The sequence below is a fragment of the Terrimonas rubra genome (assembly GCF_042686025.1).
Classification (GTDB): domain Bacteria; phylum Bacteroidota; class Bacteroidia; order Chitinophagales; family Chitinophagaceae; genus Terrimonas; species Terrimonas rubra.
On the sequence record NZ_JBHUOZ010000001.1, the window covers coordinates 1,400,475 to 1,423,347 of the forward strand.

At 40.0% G+C, this 22,873-nt stretch carries 17 protein-coding genes and 2 tRNA genes; 6 read left to right on the forward strand and 13 right to left on the reverse strand.

Annotation, left to right across the window (positions count from 1 at the left end; translation table 11 throughout):
- Positions 1-186: 186 nt before the first annotated feature.
- From ACFS6H_RS05940 to ACFS6H_RS05980, 9 genes are all read right to left on the reverse strand, one after another.
- Complete coding sequence (locus tag ACFS6H_RS05940; RefSeq protein WP_386096248.1) at positions 187-1,701, reverse strand: RagB/SusD family nutrient uptake outer membrane protein; 1,515 nt, start codon at positions 1,699-1,701, stop codon at positions 187-189.
- Positions 1,702-1,750: 49 nt separating this feature from the next.
- Positions 1,751-4,888, reverse strand: a complete 3,138-nt coding sequence (locus ACFS6H_RS05945) for a SusC/RagA family TonB-linked outer membrane protein (RefSeq protein WP_386096250.1) — start codon at positions 4,886-4,888, stop codon at positions 1,751-1,753.
- 302 nt (positions 4,889-5,190) lie between these two features.
- Positions 5,191-6,300: a FecR family protein gene (locus ACFS6H_RS05950; protein ID WP_386096252.1), complete on the reverse strand. Its 1,110-nt coding sequence runs from the start codon at positions 6,298-6,300 to the stop codon at positions 5,191-5,193.
- 12 nt (positions 6,301-6,312) lie between these two features.
- The gene (locus ACFS6H_RS05955) at positions 6,313-6,894 is read right to left on the reverse strand and encodes an RNA polymerase sigma-70 factor (RefSeq protein ID WP_386096254.1); all 582 of its coding nucleotides are present in this window, start codon (positions 6,892-6,894) and stop codon (positions 6,313-6,315) included.
- Positions 6,895-7,876: 982 nt separating this feature from the next.
- On the reverse strand, positions 7,877-8,554 hold the full coding sequence (locus ACFS6H_RS05960; protein ID WP_386096256.1) for a hypothetical protein: 678 nt from the start codon (positions 8,552-8,554) through the stop codon (positions 7,877-7,879).
- A gap of 438 nt (positions 8,555-8,992) precedes the next feature.
- Positions 8,993-9,439 carry a DUF1572 family protein gene (locus tag ACFS6H_RS05965; protein ID WP_386096258.1) on the reverse strand — a complete coding sequence of 149 codons (447 nt, stop codon included), beginning with the start codon at positions 9,437-9,439 and terminating at the stop codon, positions 8,993-8,995.
- A gap of 273 nt (positions 9,440-9,712) precedes the next feature.
- On the reverse strand, positions 9,713-10,909 hold the full coding sequence (locus ACFS6H_RS05970; protein ID WP_386096260.1) for a retropepsin-like aspartic protease: 1,197 nt from the start codon (positions 10,907-10,909) through the stop codon (positions 9,713-9,715).
- A 98-nt stretch (positions 10,910-11,007) separates the two neighbouring features.
- On the reverse strand, positions 11,008-11,556 hold the full coding sequence (locus ACFS6H_RS05975) for a helix-turn-helix domain-containing protein (protein WP_386096262.1): 549 nt from the start codon (positions 11,554-11,556) through the stop codon (positions 11,008-11,010).
- A gap of 371 nt (positions 11,557-11,927) precedes the next feature.
- Positions 11,928-12,803: a DUF5694 domain-containing protein gene (locus ACFS6H_RS05980; protein WP_386096264.1), complete on the reverse strand. Its 876-nt coding sequence runs from the start codon at positions 12,801-12,803 to the stop codon at positions 11,928-11,930.
- A gap of 204 nt (positions 12,804-13,007) precedes the next feature.
- Here ACFS6H_RS05980 and ACFS6H_RS05985 point away from each other — a divergent pair, with 204 nt between their 5' ends.
- Positions 13,008-13,979, forward strand: coding sequence for a sensor histidine kinase (locus ACFS6H_RS05985; protein ID WP_386096266.1), 972 nt, complete (start codon positions 13,008-13,010; stop codon positions 13,977-13,979).
- A complete protein-coding gene (locus tag ACFS6H_RS05990; RefSeq protein ID WP_386096268.1) occupies positions 13,976-14,698 on the forward strand; it encodes a LytR/AlgR family response regulator transcription factor in 723 nt (240 codons plus the stop codon). Before ACFS6H_RS05985 ends, ACFS6H_RS05990 begins: the two co-directional genes overlap by 4 nt.
- 166 nt (positions 14,699-14,864) lie before the next feature.
- Here ACFS6H_RS05990 and ACFS6H_RS05995 read toward each other — a convergent pair.
- The 4 genes from ACFS6H_RS05995 to ACFS6H_RS06010 form a co-directional block, all read right to left on the reverse strand.
- Positions 14,865-14,936 (reverse strand) — tRNA-Arg (locus tag ACFS6H_RS05995).
- 7 nt (positions 14,937-14,943) lie between these two features.
- Positions 14,944-15,522, reverse strand: a complete 579-nt coding sequence (locus ACFS6H_RS06000) for a MarC family protein (protein ID WP_386096270.1) — start codon at positions 15,520-15,522, stop codon at positions 14,944-14,946.
- A 56-nt stretch (positions 15,523-15,578) separates the two neighbouring features.
- The gene (locus tag ACFS6H_RS06005) at positions 15,579-18,080 is read right to left on the reverse strand and encodes a DUF5686 family protein (protein ID WP_386096272.1); all 2,502 of its coding nucleotides are present in this window, start codon (positions 18,078-18,080) and stop codon (positions 15,579-15,581) included.
- A gap of 164 nt (positions 18,081-18,244) precedes the next feature.
- The gene (locus ACFS6H_RS06010; RefSeq protein WP_386096274.1) at positions 18,245-18,868 is read right to left on the reverse strand and encodes a porin family protein; all 624 of its coding nucleotides are present in this window, start codon (positions 18,866-18,868) and stop codon (positions 18,245-18,247) included.
- A 538-nt stretch (positions 18,869-19,406) separates the two neighbouring features.
- Here ACFS6H_RS06010 and dnaA point away from each other — a divergent pair.
- The 4 genes from dnaA (at position 19,407) to ACFS6H_RS06030 (ending at position 22,852) form a co-directional block, all read left to right on the forward strand.
- On the forward strand, positions 19,407-20,840 hold the full coding sequence (dnaA, locus tag ACFS6H_RS06015; RefSeq protein ID WP_386096276.1) for a chromosomal replication initiator protein DnaA: 1,434 nt from the start codon (positions 19,407-19,409) through the stop codon (positions 20,838-20,840).
- Between the two features lie 129 nt (positions 20,841-20,969).
- A tRNA-Ser gene (locus tag ACFS6H_RS06020) sits at positions 20,970-21,058 on the forward strand.
- A gap of 530 nt (positions 21,059-21,588) precedes the next feature.
- Positions 21,589-22,143 (forward strand): RNA polymerase sigma factor, encoded by a 555-nt coding sequence (locus ACFS6H_RS06025; RefSeq protein WP_386096278.1) that lies wholly within the window; start codon positions 21,589-21,591, stop codon positions 22,141-22,143.
- Positions 22,136-22,852 (forward strand): hypothetical protein, encoded by a 717-nt coding sequence (locus ACFS6H_RS06030; RefSeq protein ID WP_386096280.1) that lies wholly within the window; start codon positions 22,136-22,138, stop codon positions 22,850-22,852. Before ACFS6H_RS06025 ends, ACFS6H_RS06030 begins: the two co-directional genes overlap by 8 nt.
- The last annotated feature ends 21 nt before the right edge of the window (positions 22,853-22,873 follow it).

Consider the following 22,873-nt stretch of genomic DNA (forward strand, 5'->3'; position numbering starts at 1 on the left):
CCTTGTCCTCTCTTTACATCACGGTTACTTTTAGTATACTGTTTAAAACCTTTTATCCCACCATCTATTTACCTGATAAAACCGGGCTGCCTCAATATTAGAAGACAGCCCGGTAATAAGAAACTTGCCTGATTAAAGTATGTCTACTGACTTTTTAATGCAGTATTAAAATCTGTTCCTGGGAGGTTAATAACCCGGATTTTGATCCAAATTCGGGTTTCTATCCAGTTCTGATTGAGGGAATGGGAGTACATTGTTTTTTTCTCCAAACAATAGCGGCTGCCCGCCGGGTGAAGTAATAGCGGCTAATTTGGCAGCCATCAGGCCCCATCGTTTCAGATCAAAATACCGGTGTCCTTCCAGGGCCAGTTCTATTCTTCTTTCATGCTGAATAAATTCCCTTAACTTTTCTTTAGTGTCATACACTGTTTGATCTACTGCGGGCATACCAACTCCTGTTCTGCTTCTTATCGCATTGATTGCATTATAGATAGTGGCATCGGGGCCTGTTGCCTCGTTTTTTGCTTCAGCATACATTAATAATACATCTGCATAACGTAAGTGAATGATGTTTGCATCAGTTTTAACGATAAATGTTCTATCAAAACTTTTGTTGGGAGGTAATAAGCTGAAATCAATATATTTTCTCTGTACAAAGCCGGTAGGTAGTGGATCTGTGTGAACAATTTGATCAATAGGAAGCTCAATAGTAGTTCTTAACCGTGGGTCCCGGTTAACATAAGGATTTGCAGCATCATACCCGGACCCAGGTTCATTAATTCTTTTGCCGTTAGTCATTTCGTAATCATCTACCAGGTTTTTGTAAGGCGCTATGGATCCATACCAGGATACTTCTACTAAAGCGCCTTCACCTATCTGTGGATTATCGGGTGCAAGAAATTTGGTAGAAAACATTATTTCCGGGTTGTTCTGTTGCGTAGCGGTAAAAAATAACTTATCGTAGCCACCCTGGTAAAGGCTGAATTTACCCCCGTTAATAATTTGATTAGCCACTATAGCTGCTTCCGGCCATTTTTGATCAAAGAGATACGCTTTTACTTTCAATGCCTGCGCACTACCTTTTACAGCATGGCCGTTATAAGGAACATCAGCCAGGTTGGCAATGGCAAAGTCAAGATCATCGTGTATAAATGCCAATACCTCTGCCTTAGTACTTTGTTTAATTTTAGATGCTTCAACCGTTTGCGGTGATGTTTTGTAAATAACTACACCACCATAAGATTGCACCAGGTCAAAATAAAAAAGGGCTCTTAAAAACCGGACTTCTGCTTTATATGTGTTTTTGCTGGCATCTGAAATGGGCGCTTTATCTACATTATCCAGGAAAAAATTGCAGGAGGAAATACCCGTATAGGGAGTAGTGTAAAATGTAGTTGTTACGTTTGTAGGATTTACCGACCCCAGTGTAAGCGTTTGAAAACCATAAAAAAAGCTGTGCCGGTCATATGCATTATCTGAATAAGTTTCAAGCCATAGTTTTCGGTTACTAAAAAAACCTGATTGTAACCTCCTGTAAACACCTGTCAATCCCATTTGTACATCCACATCACTTTGCCAGAATGTTTGGCTTGAAATGGCATCTGTAGGGTTTTTATCCAAAAACCCTTTTTTGCACGAAGGCATCAAACCTGTAAGCATGATAGCCAGCATAGGAATGAGTATATATTTTGTGTTTTTCATTTTGTACATTATTTATTGTTTTGATCCAATTATATATTACCAGCTAATGTTAAAATTTGATATTAATTCCTCCGGAAATAGTTTTAAGCTGCGGGAACTGGGCAAATCTGCCGGAACCTGCTCTTTCCGGGTCATTTCCTTCATACTTAGTCCAGGTAGCAAGATTATCAGCCGATGCAAATACTGTGATGCCCTGTGATTTAATTTTCCTTACAATACCCTGCGGAACCGAGTAAGACAGGTATAGATTTTTTAACCGCAAATAAGACGCATCCTGCAGGAAGTAAGTGGAGTTATACCCGTTTACACCGGCATAACTATTCCAGATATATAATGCAGGTACTGTATTGCTGGGGTTTGCAGGAGACCATGCATCCAGAAATTTTTTGGGCGGGGCAGAGCCTTGTGCAAATGGTTCATAGCCCCAATCGGCCACCCGTACATTTTGTCCTTCCACACCCTGGAAGAAAGCAGAAACAGTCAGACCTTTCCAGCCTGCATTAAGGCCAAATGAATAGTTGAATTTAGGGTTACCGTTATAACGGATCCTGTCTTCGGGACCAACTGTGCCATTGCCATCGAGGTCTCTGATTTTTAAATCGCCGGGCCTTAATGTACCCGAACCTGGTTGTTTGGCCCATTTGTTTATTTCTTCCTGATTTTGAAAAATCCCCACCCATTCATACATAAAGAAATTGTTCATAGGCTGGCCTACTTCAAAAGTGCCGACTGTTTGAGCCAACACTTTGGTTATTTTATTTTTGTATGCGTGGTACATAATATTAGCGCCATAAGTTAACTCGCCAATATTATTTTGGTGCCTGAGTTCTATCTCAATACCTGTATTTTGAACGGCTCCGGCGTTTACTATAGGGGCACTCAGTCCAACACTTGCCGGCAAATCGGTACGTTGTGCCAATATATCAGTGGTATTCTTCTTGTACCAGTCAATTGTGGCTCCAAATAAGCCTTTAAACAAATCTATATCTACACCATAATCCGTAATGGCTGTTTTTTCCCATTTCAGATCTTTTACTCTTAAAGCAGTTAATACAGCGCCGGGGCTGATAGTAGTAAATGGATAAGTAGTCAATGCAAGCACATCCTGGAACGGATAATTGCCTATTTCCTGGTTACCTAACACACCATAGGATGCTCTTAGTTTAAGATTACTGATCCAGCTTAAATTATTTTTTATAAAGCCTTCTTCTGAAACTCTCCAGGCCGCTGCCCCGCCGCCAAATGTACCCCAGCGAAACCTGGGATCTACACGTGAAGTACCATCATAACGTATATTGCCTTCCAAAATATATTTTCCCTTATAATCATAACCTACTCTTCCAAATAAGGATTGAAGAGCCCATGCGGATGAAGAACCACTGGTGTTTTGATTAACTGAGGTACTACCATTTAATTCCATAATGGTATTGTTGGGGAAGTTAAAGCGTTGTCCGCCTAAATTATTGCTCACGTTATCCTGTTGCTCGTAACCCGCAAGTGCACTAATGTTGTGAACTGTATTGAAGGTTTTTGTGTAGCTAAGCGTGCTATATAAGGTTTTAGTGATGTTTCTTGCCGAACTTTGCTGAAGACCTACAAAATCGGAGTTACCGTTGCCGGTTATTGTATTTGTACCGTTTGTTTCCGGCTGGTAGGCATAAGAACTGATCCGGTACTGCCGGTTTTTATAATCCTGGTTAAAAAAAGTAACCGCCGCTTTAGTGTACCATTTTAAACCTTTGATAATATCTACTTCTACAAAACCTTGTGCATTTACGTTATAATTTTTAGTAAACTGGCCTCCGGTATTGTACACTTCCTCAATTGTTCTGTTACCCGAATTATTTGTAGAAAAATCGCTGTGTGCAATTCTTCCATCAGGCAAAAAGGGTTTAAATGTTGGCGCTGCAGCATAAGCCAGTAGCAACAGGCCATCATTCGTTTGCCAGGGAGCTTTTATATCCTGGTAGGAGAAATTAATATTGACACCTACTCTTACCCGTTCATGAGCTTGTGTTGCAAAATCGAGCAGGGCGTTATAACGCTTGTGGGAATAATTTTTCATAATACCATCCTGGTTCAGGTAGTTGAGAGAAATATTATACGTTGTTTTTGCCACCCCTCCGGAAAAACGAAGACCATGATTTTGCATGGAAGCTTTTCCCAGGGCATAACCTATCCAATCAAAACTGGGGTACTGGTCAGAATTGGGATTATTTTTATAAAGGTCAATTTGCGCCTGGGTATATTGGGGCGCTCTGCCCAGTCTGGCATTTGCCGTATTATACATTTGCATATAGGTAGGAGCATCGGTAATAAGCTCTGGGCGCCTGGTGGCTTCGCTTGAACTCAAACTTGCCGTATATTCAATAGTATTTTTTCCTGTCCTGCCTTTCTTGGTGGTAACAAGAATTACCCCGTTGGCACTCCGGGCGCCGTATATTGCTGCGGAAGCTGCGTCTTTTAATACAGTAACATCTTCTATATCCTGGGGTGATAAATTACTAAGTGATCCTATTACACCATCTACCAAAACCAAAGGGCTTGTAGATGCGCCATAGGAGCCTATACCCCTTATCCTGAAACTACCGGCATCCCTGCCTGGTTCGCCGGTGGGTTGTACTATATCTAAACCTACAATACGCCCCTGCAATAAATTCTGCAATGTGGGTGCAGGCCGTTGGGTAATAGTTTCTCCGGACACAGAAGCTATTGCGCCCGTAAGCTTTGCCTTTTTTTGTGTACCATAGCCCACTACTACTACATCATCACCTTCTTTAATACTTTCCTTTAAGACTATGTTTAATGTTGTGTTACCGGATACATGGGATTCATAATTTTCGTAACCGATATACGAAATAATTATGCGGGCTTCATTTTCCTGCAATTTGATACTGAAGTTCCCTTCGCTATCAGCAGTGGTTGTGGTTTTGGTTCCTTTAACGGTAACAGTAGCCCCCGATAGCGATTCACCTTTTTCGTTGGTGATTTTTCCCTGAATGATAATATCTGCAACTTCAGTACGATAAAGTACTATAAGGTTATTTTCCAATAATTTGTATTCATAGCCTGTATTTTGCAACAAAGTACCCATTACATTTTCTACTGTAGCGTCAGTAACGTGGATGCTTTTCTTTATTTTTTTCAAATCATCTTCGCCCTGGTACAAAAACTTATAGTCGCTCATATTTTGAATGGCAGCGAAAATTTTTGGTAATTCAGCTTTTGTAACAGCAACACTGATTTTTTTTTGCGAAAAACCTTTCGCAGTAACATTGAGGCAGCATACTGTTAAGAAAAAAATACTTAGTTTCATGATTAATTGCAGCTTTTTGGCCGGGAAAATTATTCCCGACACAAAACGAGTTTTGACTTTTTTCATTCTGTACAGTTAGTTATTAATTAAATTTTTGGTGATTTGTCGGAGCCTGCACCTTGGAAGCTTTTCCGGGTTAGTTTAACTGGTGATTATTTCATGATAACATATTTTTATTTTTTTGAAATGGTGATAAAATTGTTTTTTATTTTAAAATCAAAAGGGAATGAAATTTGCAAAGCATAAAGGGCTTCAGATATTGATTCGTTATCAAAAACACCTGTAAACTTTTTATTTTTTATATTTTCATCATTTATTTCTATCTGTACCTGATACCATTGTTCTAACCTATCTGCTAAATCTTCAAAACTTTCTTCATCAAATACAAGTTTATTCTCTACCCATGAAATTTCAGGTATTAACCCGCTTTGCGATTCCTGCTTTAATTGCATTATTTTAATGGCAAATACATTGCTGACTGGCCTGTCTTTTTGAGCTTGATTTAACATACTGATACTACCTGTATGGATAATTACTTTTTCGTTCGGCTCAACCTGTAATTTTAATTTTTTGTCATTTACACTGGTAATTTCAATGGCACCTTTTATTAAAGAAGCCTCTACTTTTTTTTCAGCTTTATATGATCGCAGGTTAAATACAGCGCCTATTACTTTTACTTTTATTTGGCCTACATGTACAATCATGGGCAATTGAGGGTTATGCGTTACATCGAAAAAGGCCTCACCATCTAAATAGATATTGCGATTGGCCTTACCAAATTCTTTATCCAGTACTATATTACTTTTCTCATTTAAAATTACTTTGCTGCCATCTGGTAAAACGGTTTCAGTTATTTTAGGGGCAGTAGCAATCTTCATATTGCTCTCTACCCTGTAGTTGGCAACTTGCTTATCTGTAGTTTTACTATTAATGGAAGCCAGCGATATTATTACAACCAGCATAAAACAGCAGGAAATAGCCCATATGATTTTTTTTCTTCTCCCCGGGATGATTGTAAACTTATCTTCCAGGTGTTCGGCCAGGAATTCTTTCGGAAATTCTTTTTCCATTTTCCTTCTGAGATTTTCTAAATCTTTTTGGCTTATTGTATCTTTATATGGGGTGTTGAAAAATGAGTAATGAATATCTATGGCCGATGCTAAGCCGGCATTTTTTAACAAAATATCCTCTAACTCTTTTAATTCCTCCGTCGTTATGTCGTTGGTCATTTTTCTTGCAACAAGATGCCAAAGCCGGTGAGGTATTTTATCAGTGATTTCCATTATTCAAATTCTTTAGCGTTCTTCTTTTTCTTTAAAGGCAAGCTTTATTGATTCCGTTATTTTACATACAGCAATGGCCATTTGTGCATCAATTGTTTTTACCGAAATATTTAGAATAGTAGCTATTTCTTTATACTTCAATCCATCCTGTTTCGCTAACCTGTATATTTGCTGACACCTGGCAGGTAGCTGGTTTACCGCTTCTTCCAGTTTATTTATAAGCTCATTGTTTAATACTATTTCTTCAGGATTAATATCCATTGCCAGTTTTTCATTTTCAATATCCTCTAACCGGGTAGCTGTTTCGCAGTTTCTTAATTTAGCTAAATGTCTTATTGCGATGTTTTTGGCGCTTACATATAAATAGTTGTTTATATTATCTATATTAATAAGAAGGCTTCTGTTTTGCCAGATTTTCACAAATACATCAGACGCAATGTCTTCTGCAGCTTCTTTGCTTTTTATAATGGGCATAACAAAGCGTTTTAGCTTATTATTATATAGACTAAACAATTGCTCGAAGGCAAGTTTATCGTCTAAAACGGCTATTCTTTCCAGCAAGCTTTGAATTTCTAAACTATTCTCTATACTCAATTAAGTATATCACTTAAAGCATTAAAATAAATAGGACCCTAATAATTAGGAGTCCTGAAATCAAAAAATCACCTAAAGGGTTTAAAAAAAATATGAGTCATCATAATGTAATCCTGGGCTGTTAAGGTTATGGAGGTTTTATTGAGGCATAGGTTCTCTGGTTCAATTATCATTAAGCAGTTGTATCGCTGATTTTTCTTACCGGTTTCTAAGAGAACGTTAATTATTGACTTTTGCTCTGTTCCGTGCTGATACGTTCATTCAGTTGCTTCGCTATATAATTTATTGTTGTAGGAACAGATCGTTTATACCTGTTATACAAGGATGGTAAAAACACAGGTTGTTATTAATCATTAAGCTTTTGTATAAAACCAAGGACCAAGGTACATAAGACTTGAATACATAGTTGTGCAGTTTGTCGCAATATTTGTTCAATAATTAAAATTACTATGTGGCTTTTGGTATTGGCTTTTTGTCGCATATTATCATTGATATGATCTTTCATGAAAGAGATATTCTGTTGTCACCCTTCTCTGCCAAACCAGTTTTGGGATTTGGGATCATCCTATCCTCCATTTTATTAATGAGCTTATATATGGAATATTTTGCTGGTGGTTTTTTAAAGAGAATAAGGCATCGCTACTGGTGATCATTATATTTAATGTTATCGATTTGCCGATGATGCGGGCGCACGGAAATATACTTACACTATTTATATACTATCCTTTTCTTTTATCATCTGTTGTACTGTTACAAATACTGATCACATGGTATTTTATTTACCGTTATACTGGTATAAAAAATCGCAAGCTGCATTGTGCTGACAGCTATATAAAAAAACCAGGTATAGGAATACCTGGTTTGTTTCTGGGGCTACAGTGAAGCAAAGTTTTAAAAGTCGGTTGTACTTACTGAAATGTAATAATCTGGTGAACTCCCACTTTGGGGAATGTTCTGACAATCAATATTCCCTGGTGCGTTATTATAACAACTTGTGGACATCAACTGCGTCTCCATCCTGGTTGGTTATTTTGATGATCTTGTTAGTTTTATCGACATCGTATATAAAACTTTCTGCCCCGTCTTTGAAAATAAATCTATCTATGTCTCCGCCGCTGGCAGGGTCTTTTATTATTTCATCTACGAAGTATGAACCAGGTGAAGAAATAAATACTTTAATAAATTTACCGTTTTCCAGTTCGTAAAATAGAATTTTCGACCCCATATTGGACAATCCCGCAAACAACTCTTTTTTACCAGGAATAGAATCAAAAGTATATCCGGCGGCTTTTTGTAAAGTAGAATTGTCAGTTGATAGTATGGTATAGGTTTTTTCAGATTCCGATTTCGAGACCCTGGCATCAGCACCACTGTTCTTTTGAAATCCTTTCCGGTAGATGAATACGTCTACTTTTAAAGCCGGATCGTCTTCTGCTATTTTATCTAATATCCCGACAGCCTGTTCCTGGTTGGGCAAACTATCTCCCACATTTATTCTGTAAGAAGAATGGCTATCTCCTTTATTGGTTTCAAAAATATTATACTCAGGTAACGCTGGTTTATCCGGTTCCGGCAGCACTATGATGAAAACAATAATTACTACCAGGCAGATCAGGGTGGGTTTGTACCATTTTGGAAGTTTCTTTTTTTCGGTTAGCATGACAATGATGGTTTGTTTAGCGTCTAATGTAAAAATTTTTTTTCTTACCTGCAACCGGATAACCGTAATTAAAAAAAGGTTTTTTGTAGTATAGCATAATTTTTAACGATAGTTATAATCATAGGCGAACAGTTTTGAATAGCTTTTTTTGCGGCTTTCGTAATTGGTATGAATGGATAAAGTAGTCTGTAAAATGGTTTGACAGGTGCTTTAATGAAGTGTTAGACTTGAGAGAATGGGCAAGAAAATTTTATGAACTGACAAAAGACAGTTTTTTTTATGAGGCATTTAAAAATACCTACATGTTAAGCGAATGGGAAGCGCTGACAAAAGCAGGAAAATCTGGAAGCGATATCAATGCAGGTAAAGCCAAAAATAAATGATAGATCATCTGAGATCGGAAACTTATTTATATAAACCCTTCTTTCGTTTAGTCCCTTATCGGTCTAGCAAACGTCGGTGGTAATTAACCTGCCCGAGATGATAGCCCAGGTGCGTGGCAAGGTGAACAAGAAAATAACCGGTAGTTAATTTATTGCCATCTATATGCTGGGGGTATTCTTCTTGCATTTGCTCTTCCGTGATAAGCGGTAGAGTAGCATTTAAAACTTCAATCGTTTTTTCTATTTTACTGATGAGCTCACTTCTTGGTATGTCTTTCAATGAAAATTCTTCCGGCCGGTTACGAATGTAACCGGATTGGCCCAACACCCCGCCAATATAGGTATTGAGGTTTCCAACCAGGTGAAGGCACAGGTTGCCTGCAGCGTTTAGTATGTTACCATCAATACGCCAGATATTGGCTTCATCCTTGTAAAGTTCCAGTTCTTCTTTGAGCTTATTCAAATCGCGACTGAAGAGGGAACGCAGGGTATCTGTAAGCATATTCATTTAAAACACAAGATAGCGATTGTTCATTATTTCTTGCAAAGACATTCTTTATAAGGTTGAGCCGGCCAGGTGGAGGTTTAAATTTTATGCTTAGAACCTAAACTTTATTCCGAATTGGTCTGTATAATATAACTGAAAGATTTTTATTAAAATAAGCCCCTTTTCCAAAGAACGGGATAATTCAACCGGAGTAAAATGCACTGTATTCCCTGGGAAATTTTTTACCCTAAAAATTATGTTGAAGGCACTGAGATACTCCCTATTGCTTTACTTACTTGATATTTGTTTCAGATAGCTGTCATAGTTGAAATAAGGTTCGTTGCTAAGCGAGTTTGGTTTTAAGTACAATAGTCCTGTTTTATTGTCCAAAATCACATTGAAATGTTTCAGAATCTGATTTCCAAACAAACTGGCCTTCGCATTTGATATTGCTGGATCGGAAGCATTGGTTACAATATCTTTAAATTCCACCCCGGCGATCAAAGCGTCCAGGCGAACAATTTTTCGTCCGTTGACGGTAGTGAGCGGCTGTAATTCTTCCCAATTATTTTCCATTCCCGTAAAGTCATTCCCGATCAGCATAGAGCCATCTCTTCCGGTATCAAAAAGAAACCAGGCATTGTATTTTTTGCTTTGATGCACGATGTCTACGTTGAAAAAAGGTCGGTGTTGTACATAATAAACGGGCATTTTTGTGTATCCTTTGACTTCTTTGGGAAGATTTTCATACACGGTAAACTCCCTCTTGTCGTAATTAATCCCGATGATTTTATCCCTGAAAAAGCTGTTTCCAATGATGATGTCTTCAAAATCATCCATATTCCCAACCTCGGTAAGGGGAATGTCACTCCACTGCAAACCGGAAATATTCATTTTATTACCCAGGCTCGTTCTCTCTTTATTGAGTCCTTGCGTATTGCTGACCATTTTGTGCGAAGAAAACGCTAAGCCAATTTTCCCGGAAGATTTCTTATTGACTACGCTTGTTCCTGCTCCCAGGTCAAACTGTATTTGTACGCTTTTATCATTCACTTTACCATCAAAAAAAATCTTGGAACTAATTATTTGGAATGGCACACGAATCGGGTAGGATGCTTTGGTCTTGAAGTGAGCAACATCAGGGGGTAAAATGGACGCAATCTGTATGCGGCAACTATCTTTGCCGTTGAGCAATACCACAAAATCATATTTTTTTCCCGGCTTGGTTTGAATGCTTAACTCATCTTGGTCTGTTTTAAATATTATAACACTCTTTTGCGAGGGTTGATTCACATAATAAATATCAGGATTAGCCCCTGGTTCCAAACGCCAATCCATTTTCACGTGATTGCCATCTCTGATGTGAACTTTCTCTGAGGTAGCGGTAATTGTTTTTAGTTTCTGTTGTGCATAGCCGATGTTTATTCCTGAAATAAGCATCAGCGAGATTGTTAAAAACTGCCGTTTGATACCTGTTCTTTTCATAGTGTACATTTTTAGCAAAGAAATACAACTGGTTTGTTAGCGTACTAAAATTAGGCCCGCCAATGCCCCGACAGTTACCCGCCAAATTGCAGCAAAAGTTATAACACATTGATATTAGGTAAGATACGGTTTGGATGCTCTTTGCTTAAAACGAGTGCATTTCTAATGATAATAAAGCCATTCAGGCATATCCAAAGAATAGGAATGAGCTTTTTTACATTGCTTTCTACCGCAAACCAGTCGGTAAGTATCAAAACAAAAATGATCAGTACAATGCCAATTAATGTCCAAACGATTTGGATGGACAGTAGTTTTCTATTGACAGGGTTCATTTGCCTTTTCCAAAAAAAGAGAGCAAGGGGAATGAGTATGTTCAGTGGTGGCAAAAAAATAAAGGGCAATGACGAAAGGTTGAGGATCTTGTGCCACATTAGCGTTGTCTGATTTTCTTTTTCTGGAATTTCGGCTACTTCAAAGTAGGACTCGTGCACTTCCAAAACTTTTGCAAGGGCCTTGAGTGTAAATCCTTTCGGTGCCTGTCCGGCTTCGATCCGCTGTATGGTTCGTACGGAAATACCCGATTTCTCAGCTAATTCTTCCTGTGTTAGGTGAAGCTTTTCCCGCTGTGCTGTTAATTTCGACATCATATTTCCTTCCTTAAATTATACTAAGGTAATAAAACCGGAGATTTTTTCACTGGACAGGCTAAAGTCATTTTCTAATACTGTTTTTATTGTTATTAGGACTGAATATGATGGTAACTTTATTATTTCCAGTCACTTCAGTGCACCCTAATGTTATCGGGGAGTGTCAATGTTTTTGATTTTGTTGTAATGCTAGTTTTTGGTGAAGGATAATTATTAGCAAGGCAGAGGCTTTAATGGCTTTTAATATGGTTTAGGAGGTTTAATACGCGAATTATCTGTTCAAGAAACGCCGAAATTTTTTTATTAAACCAGTATAGCCAACAATGAATTTTACCATTCCGGACTGTTTACCTACAACTTAACGCTTTTGCCTACTTATTCAGCTCATTAAACTTGATATAATTATACTCCGGTGAGCATTCAAACAACTGATTCAACAACTGGATATGTCCTGCACCATACAAGACCAGTATGCGGTCGTCAGGTGATGTGGTGATTTGTTGAATATGCCGGTAAATGCGCAGGTTGCGATTGTACCAATGCATGGCCAATGCGTCGGCCCCGCGGGTATTGCCCAGCGTAAAATCTCCAACCAGATAAGCACCGTATCCGCGGTTTAATACTTTTTCGGAGTTGATGTATTTAAAATAGTCGAGCAGCGGCATTTTCACGGCGAGTTCGTCTTTATATTCGTAGAATTTTTTATATAACCGCGAAAGCGAATCATCACTCCGGAAATCCCAATCCTGATAAATACTATCGATCAACGGGCGATACAACATTGAATCTTTTGAGTTTGAGAGACTGGACACAAACGGAATATCATCTGTACCGTAAATAGTATCGAGGTTGAACCGCTCCATCAACCGAAAACCGATCTGTTCTGTTTCCTCCGCACGGAGCTCTCTTGTGCCGGCGCGGTATTGCCGGTACCGATTCATCAGGTAACCGCTGTTGCGACCGCCTTCCACCGCAATTTTGGTAGGCTTAAACCTTGCGATGTAGTCCAGCAATACGGCCAACTCTTTTTGCTTCTTTTTGCTTTTGATATCCACCTGCTTGTCTTTGTCTGTCTTATGAGCGTCTAAATTATAATAGGCGAAATGAAAAGAGCCGACCAGAAAAACGGTAGGCTGCTTTCTGTTGCCGACGAGAATATTGTCCGGATCGACGGGTTTCTGTGCTGTAAGGGTTATGCAGCCAAACAAGGTAATGGCGTGGAGTAGGAGGTATTTAAATTTTTTCATGAGTCAAAACTATGGGTCATTTATTTCCGCGATGGACCCGATCTGCAAACGCTCAAAATGGCTCTTCATAAAGTTGTGAACCGCCGTTTGCAGATTGAAAGGAGTGTTTTGCAGATTGACAGTAAATTTATCAGCCATGGTTTTATATTTTTGGAAATGCGTCTTCGTTTCTGGCATCTGCTATTTTACTATTTTATCTTTTACATGTTCTGGGATGCTGCCATTGATTATTTTGGCAACCGACCGTTTTTTACGGAAGACAGTTTTTCATTTAAAATAATTGTACTCACGGTAACCAGTTTTTTTTCTTTTTTCCTGTACCCATTATCAATCTGTATCTGGTTTGGAAAATTTCTTCCCGGCAAGGTCGTTCGCGCTCTGTTATTGTGCATACTCTGTTTGCCCTTCATTATTTTCTTTCGCTATCTGTTACAGGAAATAATTTCTCAGCAATTGTTTGGCTTTGGTAATTACTTCAACTCAGTTTCTATTAAATATTATTTTCAGGACAACTTGTATTTTGCTGTACTGTTTTCCTGCTTCGGGCTGGTGTATTTTTTTGTGCATTATACCAGGGTCTCAGAGCGCAGGCAGGCCTCACTTGCTATTGCGGCGAAAGAATCAGAACTGGCTTTTCTGAAATCACAGATCAATCCGCATTTTTTATTCAACACATTGAACAGCATTTACACACTTATCTATAAAAAGGATGATAATGCACTTTTCGCTACGGAAAAGCTTTCCTCGTTGCTGCGTTATGCATTGTATGAAGAAAAAACTGAAGTAGTGTTGGAAACGGAGATCGATCACCTCAAAGACTATATCGAATTACAGCGGTTGCGGTTCGACGATGCAGTGGCGATCAACATGGACGTGGAAAACATAGACGATACGCTGCTGATCTGCCCGCATTTGCTGATCAGTCTGGCCGAGAATGCGTTCAAGCACGGTGATTTTTCTGATCCGGGTACGCCGCTGACAATAAAGGCAAGTACCAATGACAACACATTGGTTTTCCATATAAAAAATAAAAAGGCAAATAAACCGGTGATGCATGGCGGTATCGGTCTTCAGAATATAAAAAGACGGCTGGCGCTACTGTATGAAAACAAGCACACGTGCCAGATAAGCGAATCCGACCAGCAATTTTCCGTTACTTTGACAATCGTACTTTGAATACTACAGCACACATATTAAACTGCGCCATTGCAGACGACGAGCCGTTGCCAATCGAATTGTTGCGAGACTATATCGGCCGCACACCTGGGCTAAACCTGGTCATGGCTTCCCGAAATCCGGTGGAGCTGATTGCCTTGCTGGAGCGACAGCCGGTGGACATAGTGTTTCTCGACATACAGATGCCTGAACTGGATGGGTTTCAGGTGGCAAATTTATTGCGGGGAAAATGTGAAATCATATTAACCACTGCGTTTCCGCAATACGCACTTAAAGGATACGAATATGATGTGGTTGACTATCTGCTGAAGCCATTCAGTTTTGAGCGCTTTTTGGGCGCCATCAATAAATGCCGCAAGCGAATTGCCGCCCATATGAAAAACCAACCGGCACAGATCAACGATTTGCAAGAGCCCGGATATTTTTTTGTAAAAACGGGGTCACGCCTGAGGAAGATTTTTTACGATGATGTATTGTACCTAGAGGCGATGCGCGACTATATCAGTATTCATTTACCCAATGAAAAAGTGATGACACTGCAAAGCTTGTCGAGCTTTGCAGAGCAGTTGCCCGAGCGATTTGTACGCATTCATCGTTCCTATATTGTCAATGCCGACAAAGTGAGTTTTATTGAAGGTAATAAAATCGGCATTGAAAAGAATATCATTCCTGTAGGAGATAAATATCAATCTGGCTTGTCGAAGTTGTCGCGGAAGTAGGAGGAATGCATTGAAAAGCAATGTTAAGCACGAAAAAGAAATATAATACACTAATATCGAACCACCCGTTTGAATGAGGCTGTTCGGCTGATATACACGCTGGGAGCGGGTTGGGGGGAAATAAAAAACCGGAAAAGTGCAAAAATTTCGCACCTTTCCGGTTGGGTAGCCTCGACAGGAATCGAACCTGTATCTGGAGCTTCGGAAACTCTTATACTATCCATTGTACTACGAGGCCAAAACGGCTAATTAATCAAGCCGGGTGCATTGGCGGCAAATATTTTTACCGCAATGGCGAGCAATATTACGCCAAAAAATTTTCTTACAGCCGCTAAACCTCCGGAACCTAATAATTTTGCTATCGGGGTCAGTGATTTTAACACGATATATATAATAACGAGGTTAATTAAAATGGCTACCAGGATAGTGGTATCGTGGTAATTGGCCTTTAATGACATGATGGTGGTCAGCGTACCCGAACCGGCAATTAAAGGAAAGGCAATGGGGACTACCGTAGCCGTTTTCACATCACCGTCGCCTTTAAAAAATTCGATACCCAATACCAGCTCCAGGCCCAGGATAAAGATCACGATAGAGCCGCCCACGGCAAAAGCTTCTACCGAAAGGCCCAGGATATCCAGGAAGGCCTTGCCCAGGTATAAAAAAAGGATCATTAAACCACCTGAAATAAGGGTGGCCCTTAATTCCCGCAGCCCGCCCATTTTTTGTTTTAAAGAAATGAGGATGGGGGTAGACCCGATAATATCTATTACCGCGAAAAGGGTGAATGTAATGGTTAGCAGCTCGCTGAAATTGAGTTGCATAAATCAATTTTTTACAAATGTATAGGAATTAAAGCGAGTATAAAACCCGCATACCGTTAAAAGGCTAAACGGAAACTGCCGAACACGCCAAAACGTTTGGTAACATAACCGGCAGAACGCAATTCCGACGTAGGTAATACCCGCCATACACAGTCAATACGTATAAAACGCAGGATATTATCAATACCGGTACCCAATTCCAGGTAAGTCTTTCCATCCAGGCTCTGGAATAAATTACCCTCCTTGAAGTTCATTTGCCGGTTTGCATCGGAAAGGCTGCCCCATAAAGCTTTGGCTGTCCAGAACTGGCGGAATTTAAGTTTGGGCATGATCCTGAAAATACCGCTGCCGATATTGTGTTCAAAATTTACACCGGCATACTGGTCATGTAAAAACTCGAAACGGTTCATCATATTATAGGCGTGCCGGTTATAATAAAACAGGTCATTACCGGGAGCCATATCCAGGAATACATAAGGTAGTTTGCCAAAGGTTTTACCACCAAATACGTTGAAACTGATATTACCCAGGGGCGGCACATTGATATAATCCGAAACACTGGCCGATATCTTGGTATAATTATAACCGCTGCTCAGTACATTTTTAAAGCCCTTGGTAATATTGGCCTCGATAATAGGATAGGGACTGCCCAGGCTGGTACGGAAGAATGTAGATTCCAAAAACTTTTCCAGGTAAGCAAACCGTAAACGCAGGGATACCTCCGCCGTGGTCATGGCCTGGCTGCGGGGCAGGTCAAAAGAGTCCTTGGGCGGCAGGTTTAATAAAGGGTAATAGTTCTTATGGTTTAAGGTTAGCAGGGTAGAGAAGCCGCTGCGGGTCTCATTAAAGAACTCGAATTTCTTTTCCTCTACTCTTAAGTATTTACGGGTAACATTACGCTTGCGGATCGCCAGGGCAAAAATATTATCCTGGGTTACTTCGCCATAATAATTCTGGCCAAAGTCAAGATCGTTGGTATAGGATAAGAGGAAGTACTGGCGAGGATCCTTCTTGGGTAAATAAAATAACTCCCCCTTGCCTTTAAACTTCTTATCGCCAAAACCATAAGCCAGGTAACCATGGTACCAGAAACGTTTATCGAAATATTTATTACTGGCCACATCAAAGCGCATACGGAAGCCTTCCCAGCCATTAGCGGTAAACCAGTTAAAGGCGGAGCCCAGCTCCACATTACCCACATCAAAATAACCGGTGGCCAGGAATTTTAATTGCTTGGTCAGGCGCTGAAAGGAAGGGCTGTTATTCAGCGTATCCAGCATATTGATAATACCTTTTTCAATACGGGATAATTCTTCGTGCCTGGAGCGGGAAGAGGACCAATAGCTGCTGTCCTTATTATTGGCTTCGTCCACCACTACCACTTCCTCCAGTTTTTTATTCTTCACCAGCTCCGCTGTAACGGTGCTGTCGTTTACAATAATATTACGGTAGGTGGTGGTTTTACGGCCAATTACCCCGGGCACTTTTTTCCCGGCAGGCGATACATCGGCTACAAATTTATCCTTGGTTAAAAACCAGGTGCTGTCATTGATCAGGGAGAACTCCTGTATCAGGCTAAGGCTTTCCACGAAGTTGATATTGGCATCCTTACCCAAACGAAGGTTCATGCGCTGAATGGCATAACTGCCCACATGTACCCAGCAATCGCCTTCGAAAGTAGAACTGCCCTTACGGCGGGGTACAAACGTAAGGTGAAAATAACGCTGACCACCGATCATCTGCGTGTCAATTACGTTATAGTTATAGTACATATCGCCGTTATCACTGGCCGGGCTTACAAATTGTTTATCAAATACGGGAATGAAATTATTGTACACGTTAATATTCTGGTCCATGCCGCCCAGGAATTTCAGGATGCTTTCATTCTTCACCCCATTGGTATTAACGCCCTTAATAACTTCCCTTCTTTTTTGTGGTTTCTTTTGATAATAATAATCAGATACGGCTTCGGTGAGGTAAGCAGGCAGGTATTTCTGGTCCTGTCCCGAGGAGTCGACCATATGACTGCTGATAATATCATCTAAACTTTTCAGTGGCTTTAATTTGGTAAAACGCCTGAAGTTAAGGTTCTTGATATCCAGCTCCAGTTTATTATACAGCTCGTAAGAAAAGTTATCAAACTTATACCGGTTGTTCTTATCCTTATGTTGTACAATCTTGCGCCATACCCATAAGCCCCGGTTGATACGCACTTTCACCTGTACTCCTTCATTAAAAGTACCTCTTTCCATTTGTATTTCTACGGTAATACGGGTGCTGTCGGCCGGTAAATAAAAAGTATAGGGTTGGTAGCCCACGCAGGAAACGATGACAGTATCGGAAGGCCATTCGGGGTAAGCAAAACTAAAGCCGCCTGCCGAGTCGGTTAAACCACCGTAGGCAGTGCCTTTAAAGGTGATGGAGGCAAAGGGGATCCTTTCGTCGCTTTGTACATCCCTAACGGTGCCTGATAAGTATTTTTGTGCATACAATCCTTGTACCCACAGTAGCAGGGTTACTGCTAACAGGATGCGGATGTTTTTTTTAGTGCCTGTCATTCGCCACAAAACTAATTTAGTTTATGATACGTTGCTATTTTTCCTGCGGCAACAAATGTTAAAACAAGCAATCCGTCGTTTGGTTGGCAAAAAGGGTCAATAAACGGTACAAAAAAGCCGGTATACATTTGTATACCGGCCCGTCTGTTATCTGTTACTGGTCATTACTTCTTAGACTTACAGTTAAATTTATACCCCAGGGTAAACTGAACAGCCTGGTTTTTACCGGTTGTTTCATCTTTCCATAAGGATACATCATGCTGGCCATGAATATACCTCAGCTGGGCGGTGAACATGGTGCCTAATAAGGCTTCTATACCGCCGGTATAGGCAAAATCAAAATGACCTATCCTGTCGGTTACCACGCTTGTTCTGTCCTGTTGCTCTTCAATACGTTTGGCATTGAATAAAATATCGCCCTGCAGACCGGCCATTACCCGCCAGTTTTTGGCAAACTTATATTTAAATAATAAAGGAACAGAGAAGTAATTAAAACGATGCGTTTCGTCGCCCATAGCGCCTAATAATTTTGAACCCATGGCCGAATACAAAGCATCCACCTCAAAATCAAAAGACTTATTAAGGGTAGCTTCCAGTGAGCCGCCAAATACAAAGCCAAGCTTTTCCCAATTGGGATCATAGTTACTATAATGAACGGGGGTTCTGAATGTGCTTAAGTTAATGCCCGATTTAACACCAAGCGTAACTTTCTTTTTCGTTGTTTGTGCAAACGTAGTAATGGCACATAGAAAAAGAACTACCAGGGTGGCAGCGTATTTTCTCATCATTAGTAGTTAGTTTTAGTTGTCAACAAATGTAGCAATTCCCTACAAAATACATTATTTTTTGTTTAATAGTATATATACCTGTAAACAAATTTCTAAGGACAATATTATAGCTGGTATACAGCTACACAGATACCTATCGAAAGAGCGTGGAACATTACAGGAGCGCTTGCCGGTTATTGCCGGACGGGCCCTGGTGAGTATTAAAGTCAGCGGCCCTGGTAAAGTAATTGAACGAGGATGATAAAAGCAACCCGGCAGCCTTGTTTTTCGTCTAAACAATTGTAATATAACACTCAGCAATCAGGGTATTATCGCTATGGTGTTTTTATGTCAACTTCCAAATTTTTCATCAAAAAAAGCGGGAAAATGACAGACTATTTTTTTAGAAAAAAAACAAAGGAATAAAGTTTTTTATTATCAGAGAAATGTAGATATTCGCTTCCCGTCCAAATTTTTTTATTGACAATGTGTGAGAAAAAATGTGGATAGACTAATTAACCAACTTTATCATTTCGACTAATAAACTGCCCCCTGACAGATGGATATGAACGCTGAAAAAATTTGGGCTAATTGTTTAAAGATCATAAAAGATATTGTAGAATGGCAGCATTACAAAACCTGGTTCGAGCCTATTCAAGCTATTTCTGTTAAGGACAATGTTCTTATCATTCAGGTTCCAAGCCAATTCTTTTTCGAGTATCTTGAAGAGCATTATGTAAACCTTTTAGCTAAGACCTTAAAGAGAGAGTTAGGAAAAGACGCAAGACTGGAGTATCGGATAATGGTGGATAGTGGTAACAGTCGCAACAAACCGCTTACAATGGATGTAACCGGGAACGGTTACAAAACCTATTCTAACAATGAAATGGATTTTCCTTTGGTGATCAATAATCCCGTAAAAAATCCTTTTGTTATTCCGGGTCTGAAAAAAATGCAGATCGACCCGCAGCTTAACACAACTTACACCTTCGACTCATTTGTGGAAGGCGACAGTAACCGTGTGGCCCGCCGTGCCGGTAAAACCGTTGCCGAAAAACCCGGCGCCAACTCCTTTAATCCTTTAGTGGTATATGGCGGCGTAGGTTTAGGTAAAACCCACCTGGTACAGGCTATTGGTAACGAGGTTAAAAAACTGAACCCTAATAAAGTGGTATTATATGTGAGCTCGGAGAAGTTCATTAACCAGTTTATGGACCATAGCCGTAATAATGCTATCAACGACTTTATACATTTTTACCAGTTAATAGATGTACTGATCATTGATGATGTACAGTTCTTCAGCAAAGCCGAGCGTTCGCAGGATGCTTTCTTTGCTATTTTTAATCACTTACACCAGTCCGGCAAACAACTGATACTTACCTCCGATAAATCGCCCAAGGATATGGAGGGTGTACAGGAACGTTTGTTAAGCCGTTTCCGCTGGGGGCTTAGTACCGACCTGCAGATACCTGATTACGAAACCCGTATCGAGATACTGGAACGTAAGATGAAGGCTGACGGTTTGGACATGCCAAAGGAAGTGGTAAAGTATATTGCCTATAATATCAACAGTAATGTACGTGAGCTGGAAGGGGCACTTATTTCACTATTGGCACAATCTTCGCTAAATAGAAGGGAAATAGACCTAGACCTGGCAAAAAAAGTGTTAAGAAATTTTATCAAATCAGCAAGCAAGGAAATAACCATCGATACCATTCAAAAAATGGTGTGCGACTATTTCGACGTGGCCTACGACAAACTTTTGCAAAAAACCCGCAAACGTGAAATTGTACAGGCCCGGCAGATAACCATGTACCTGGCCAAGGCCTTTACCAAGAACTCCCTTAAAACCATCGGGGAACATTTTGGTGGCCGCGACCATACCACGGTTATACATTCCTGCCAGACAGTAAAAGACTTAATGGATACCGACAGCGTTTTCCGTGAAAACGTACTGGAATTGCAGCAAAAAGTGCAATTGGCCTCTATGTAAGGCGGCTTTGGTTCCCTATACGGCAAATCCCGAAATCCGGAAATTATTTCTGATTTTGGGATTTGTTTTTTGGGTTATATCCCGCGATATCTTTATTTTTGCCACCCCTTCAAAAAAGGGCAGCCAGTCGGTGAGGTGGATGAGTGGCTGAAATCAGTAGTTTGCTAAACTGCCGTACGGGTTAAACTGTACCGCGGGTTCGAATCCCGCCCTCACCGCGAAAAGCCCCGATGCAGATCGGGGCTTTTTGTATTTCAGGCACTCCGGTAGTTTTTCATCGGTCTTACCTAAATGCACTATACTAAGTATACTATTTCTCCGGGGCTGTCAGCAGCAGTAACTCCGGTCGGCAGCAGTCCCCGCTGTTACGGGCTCCGCTATCGCTCCGGTGTTCCATTGCATTACACACTAAACCCTCGACATCGGGCAGCCTTGCGTCTTTTGTACAGCCATCAGTTAAAATAATATTGAAAACAGCAAATCATTTAACAACACTGCTTTGCCTTTTTATGTTGTACCGGCTTGCAGTATCATTATCATAGTAAGCGTTTTACAGCATAATTCTTCATCTTTTATAGCTATTTATTTAAGCTTACGGCCTGATAATGAAGGGCCAGGCGCATTAATTTGGTATTTGACACTTTACCAAATTCATCATATCATAGCGTGTGGCCCGCCTTCAACAAAAAAAAAGTAAATATTTTCCAACCATCTTTGCATCATACACTCTTATATAGGAACAGCATAGTTGAAGCCACAAACAGAAATATCAGTAACAATTATTAACCAGGCCCAAAGTGGGGATCCGGCAGCGCGTGGACAATTGTACCATCACTTTAGCAAAGGGATGTTTAGCATTTGTATGCGTATGGCCGGGGAAAGGGCATTGGCGGAAGATATTTTGCACGATGCCTTCATCACCATTTTTAAGCATTTGCCACAGTTAAAACAGCCGGAAGCTGTGGCCGGGTGGATGCGAAGAATTGTGGTGAATGAATGTATCAGGCAAACCAGTAAAAAAATAAAGATTGAGGAGTGGAATAGCGAAATAATAGATATAGAGGAGAATGTGGAGGACGATTTTTATAAAAATATTAGCCTGGCACAAATACATGAAGCCATAAAAGAATTACCGGATGGCTGCAGACAGGTATTTGTCTTGTATACCATGGAGGGGCTTACCCATAAAAATATAGCAGACGCCATGGGGGTAAGTGAAGGTACCAGTAAAAGTCAGTACCACAGGGCCAGATCACTCCTGAAAGAAAATATTATGAACTTTTTAAAAGTGGCCAATGGATAATTTAAAAAACTTTTTGGAAGACCATAAGGATGAAATGGATTTTGAAAGCCCATCACCTGAAGTTTGGCAAAAGCTGAATAAACCATTGAAAAAAGCACCGGTTATCAGCATAAGAAAAATCCTGTATGCAGCAACTGCAGCCTGTGTTTTATTGATAGCAGGATTGTTGTATGTTATGCAGGAGCAAAAAGAGCCAGGGCCTGGTGAAATGGCTATGGCAGGTAAGGCTACAATACAATCGCCTGATCTTTTAACAAATGAACAGGCTGTGCTTATGCCGGATACAACAACGGACCTTTCATTGGCAAGGACCACTGCGGAACAAACGTTAAAAAAGGCAAATAGATCAAAACAAAACACCGGCAATCCAATTGACAGAGAAGTGCAAACGGTTGTTCAAAGTATTGACAAGAATTTTAATAAACTATTGAATGCACAACTAAGGAATATTAACCAAACACCAATATACGCAGAAAGTAAAGATATGTTTGGCGGATTTAAAAACCAGTACCGCCAATTGGAAATAGCAGAAAAACAATTGAAAGCCGATATAGTAAACTTTGGAATGGAAGAGCAATTATTACAACAACTAATATTTATCAATCAACAAAAGCTAAACTTATTAAAGAGCTTGCAAGTTGAAATTAATAAAGTAAATAACAATATACCTCCACAGCAAAAAAATAAACAACAGTACTTAAAAATGTAAGTACATGTTTTTAAATAAAAA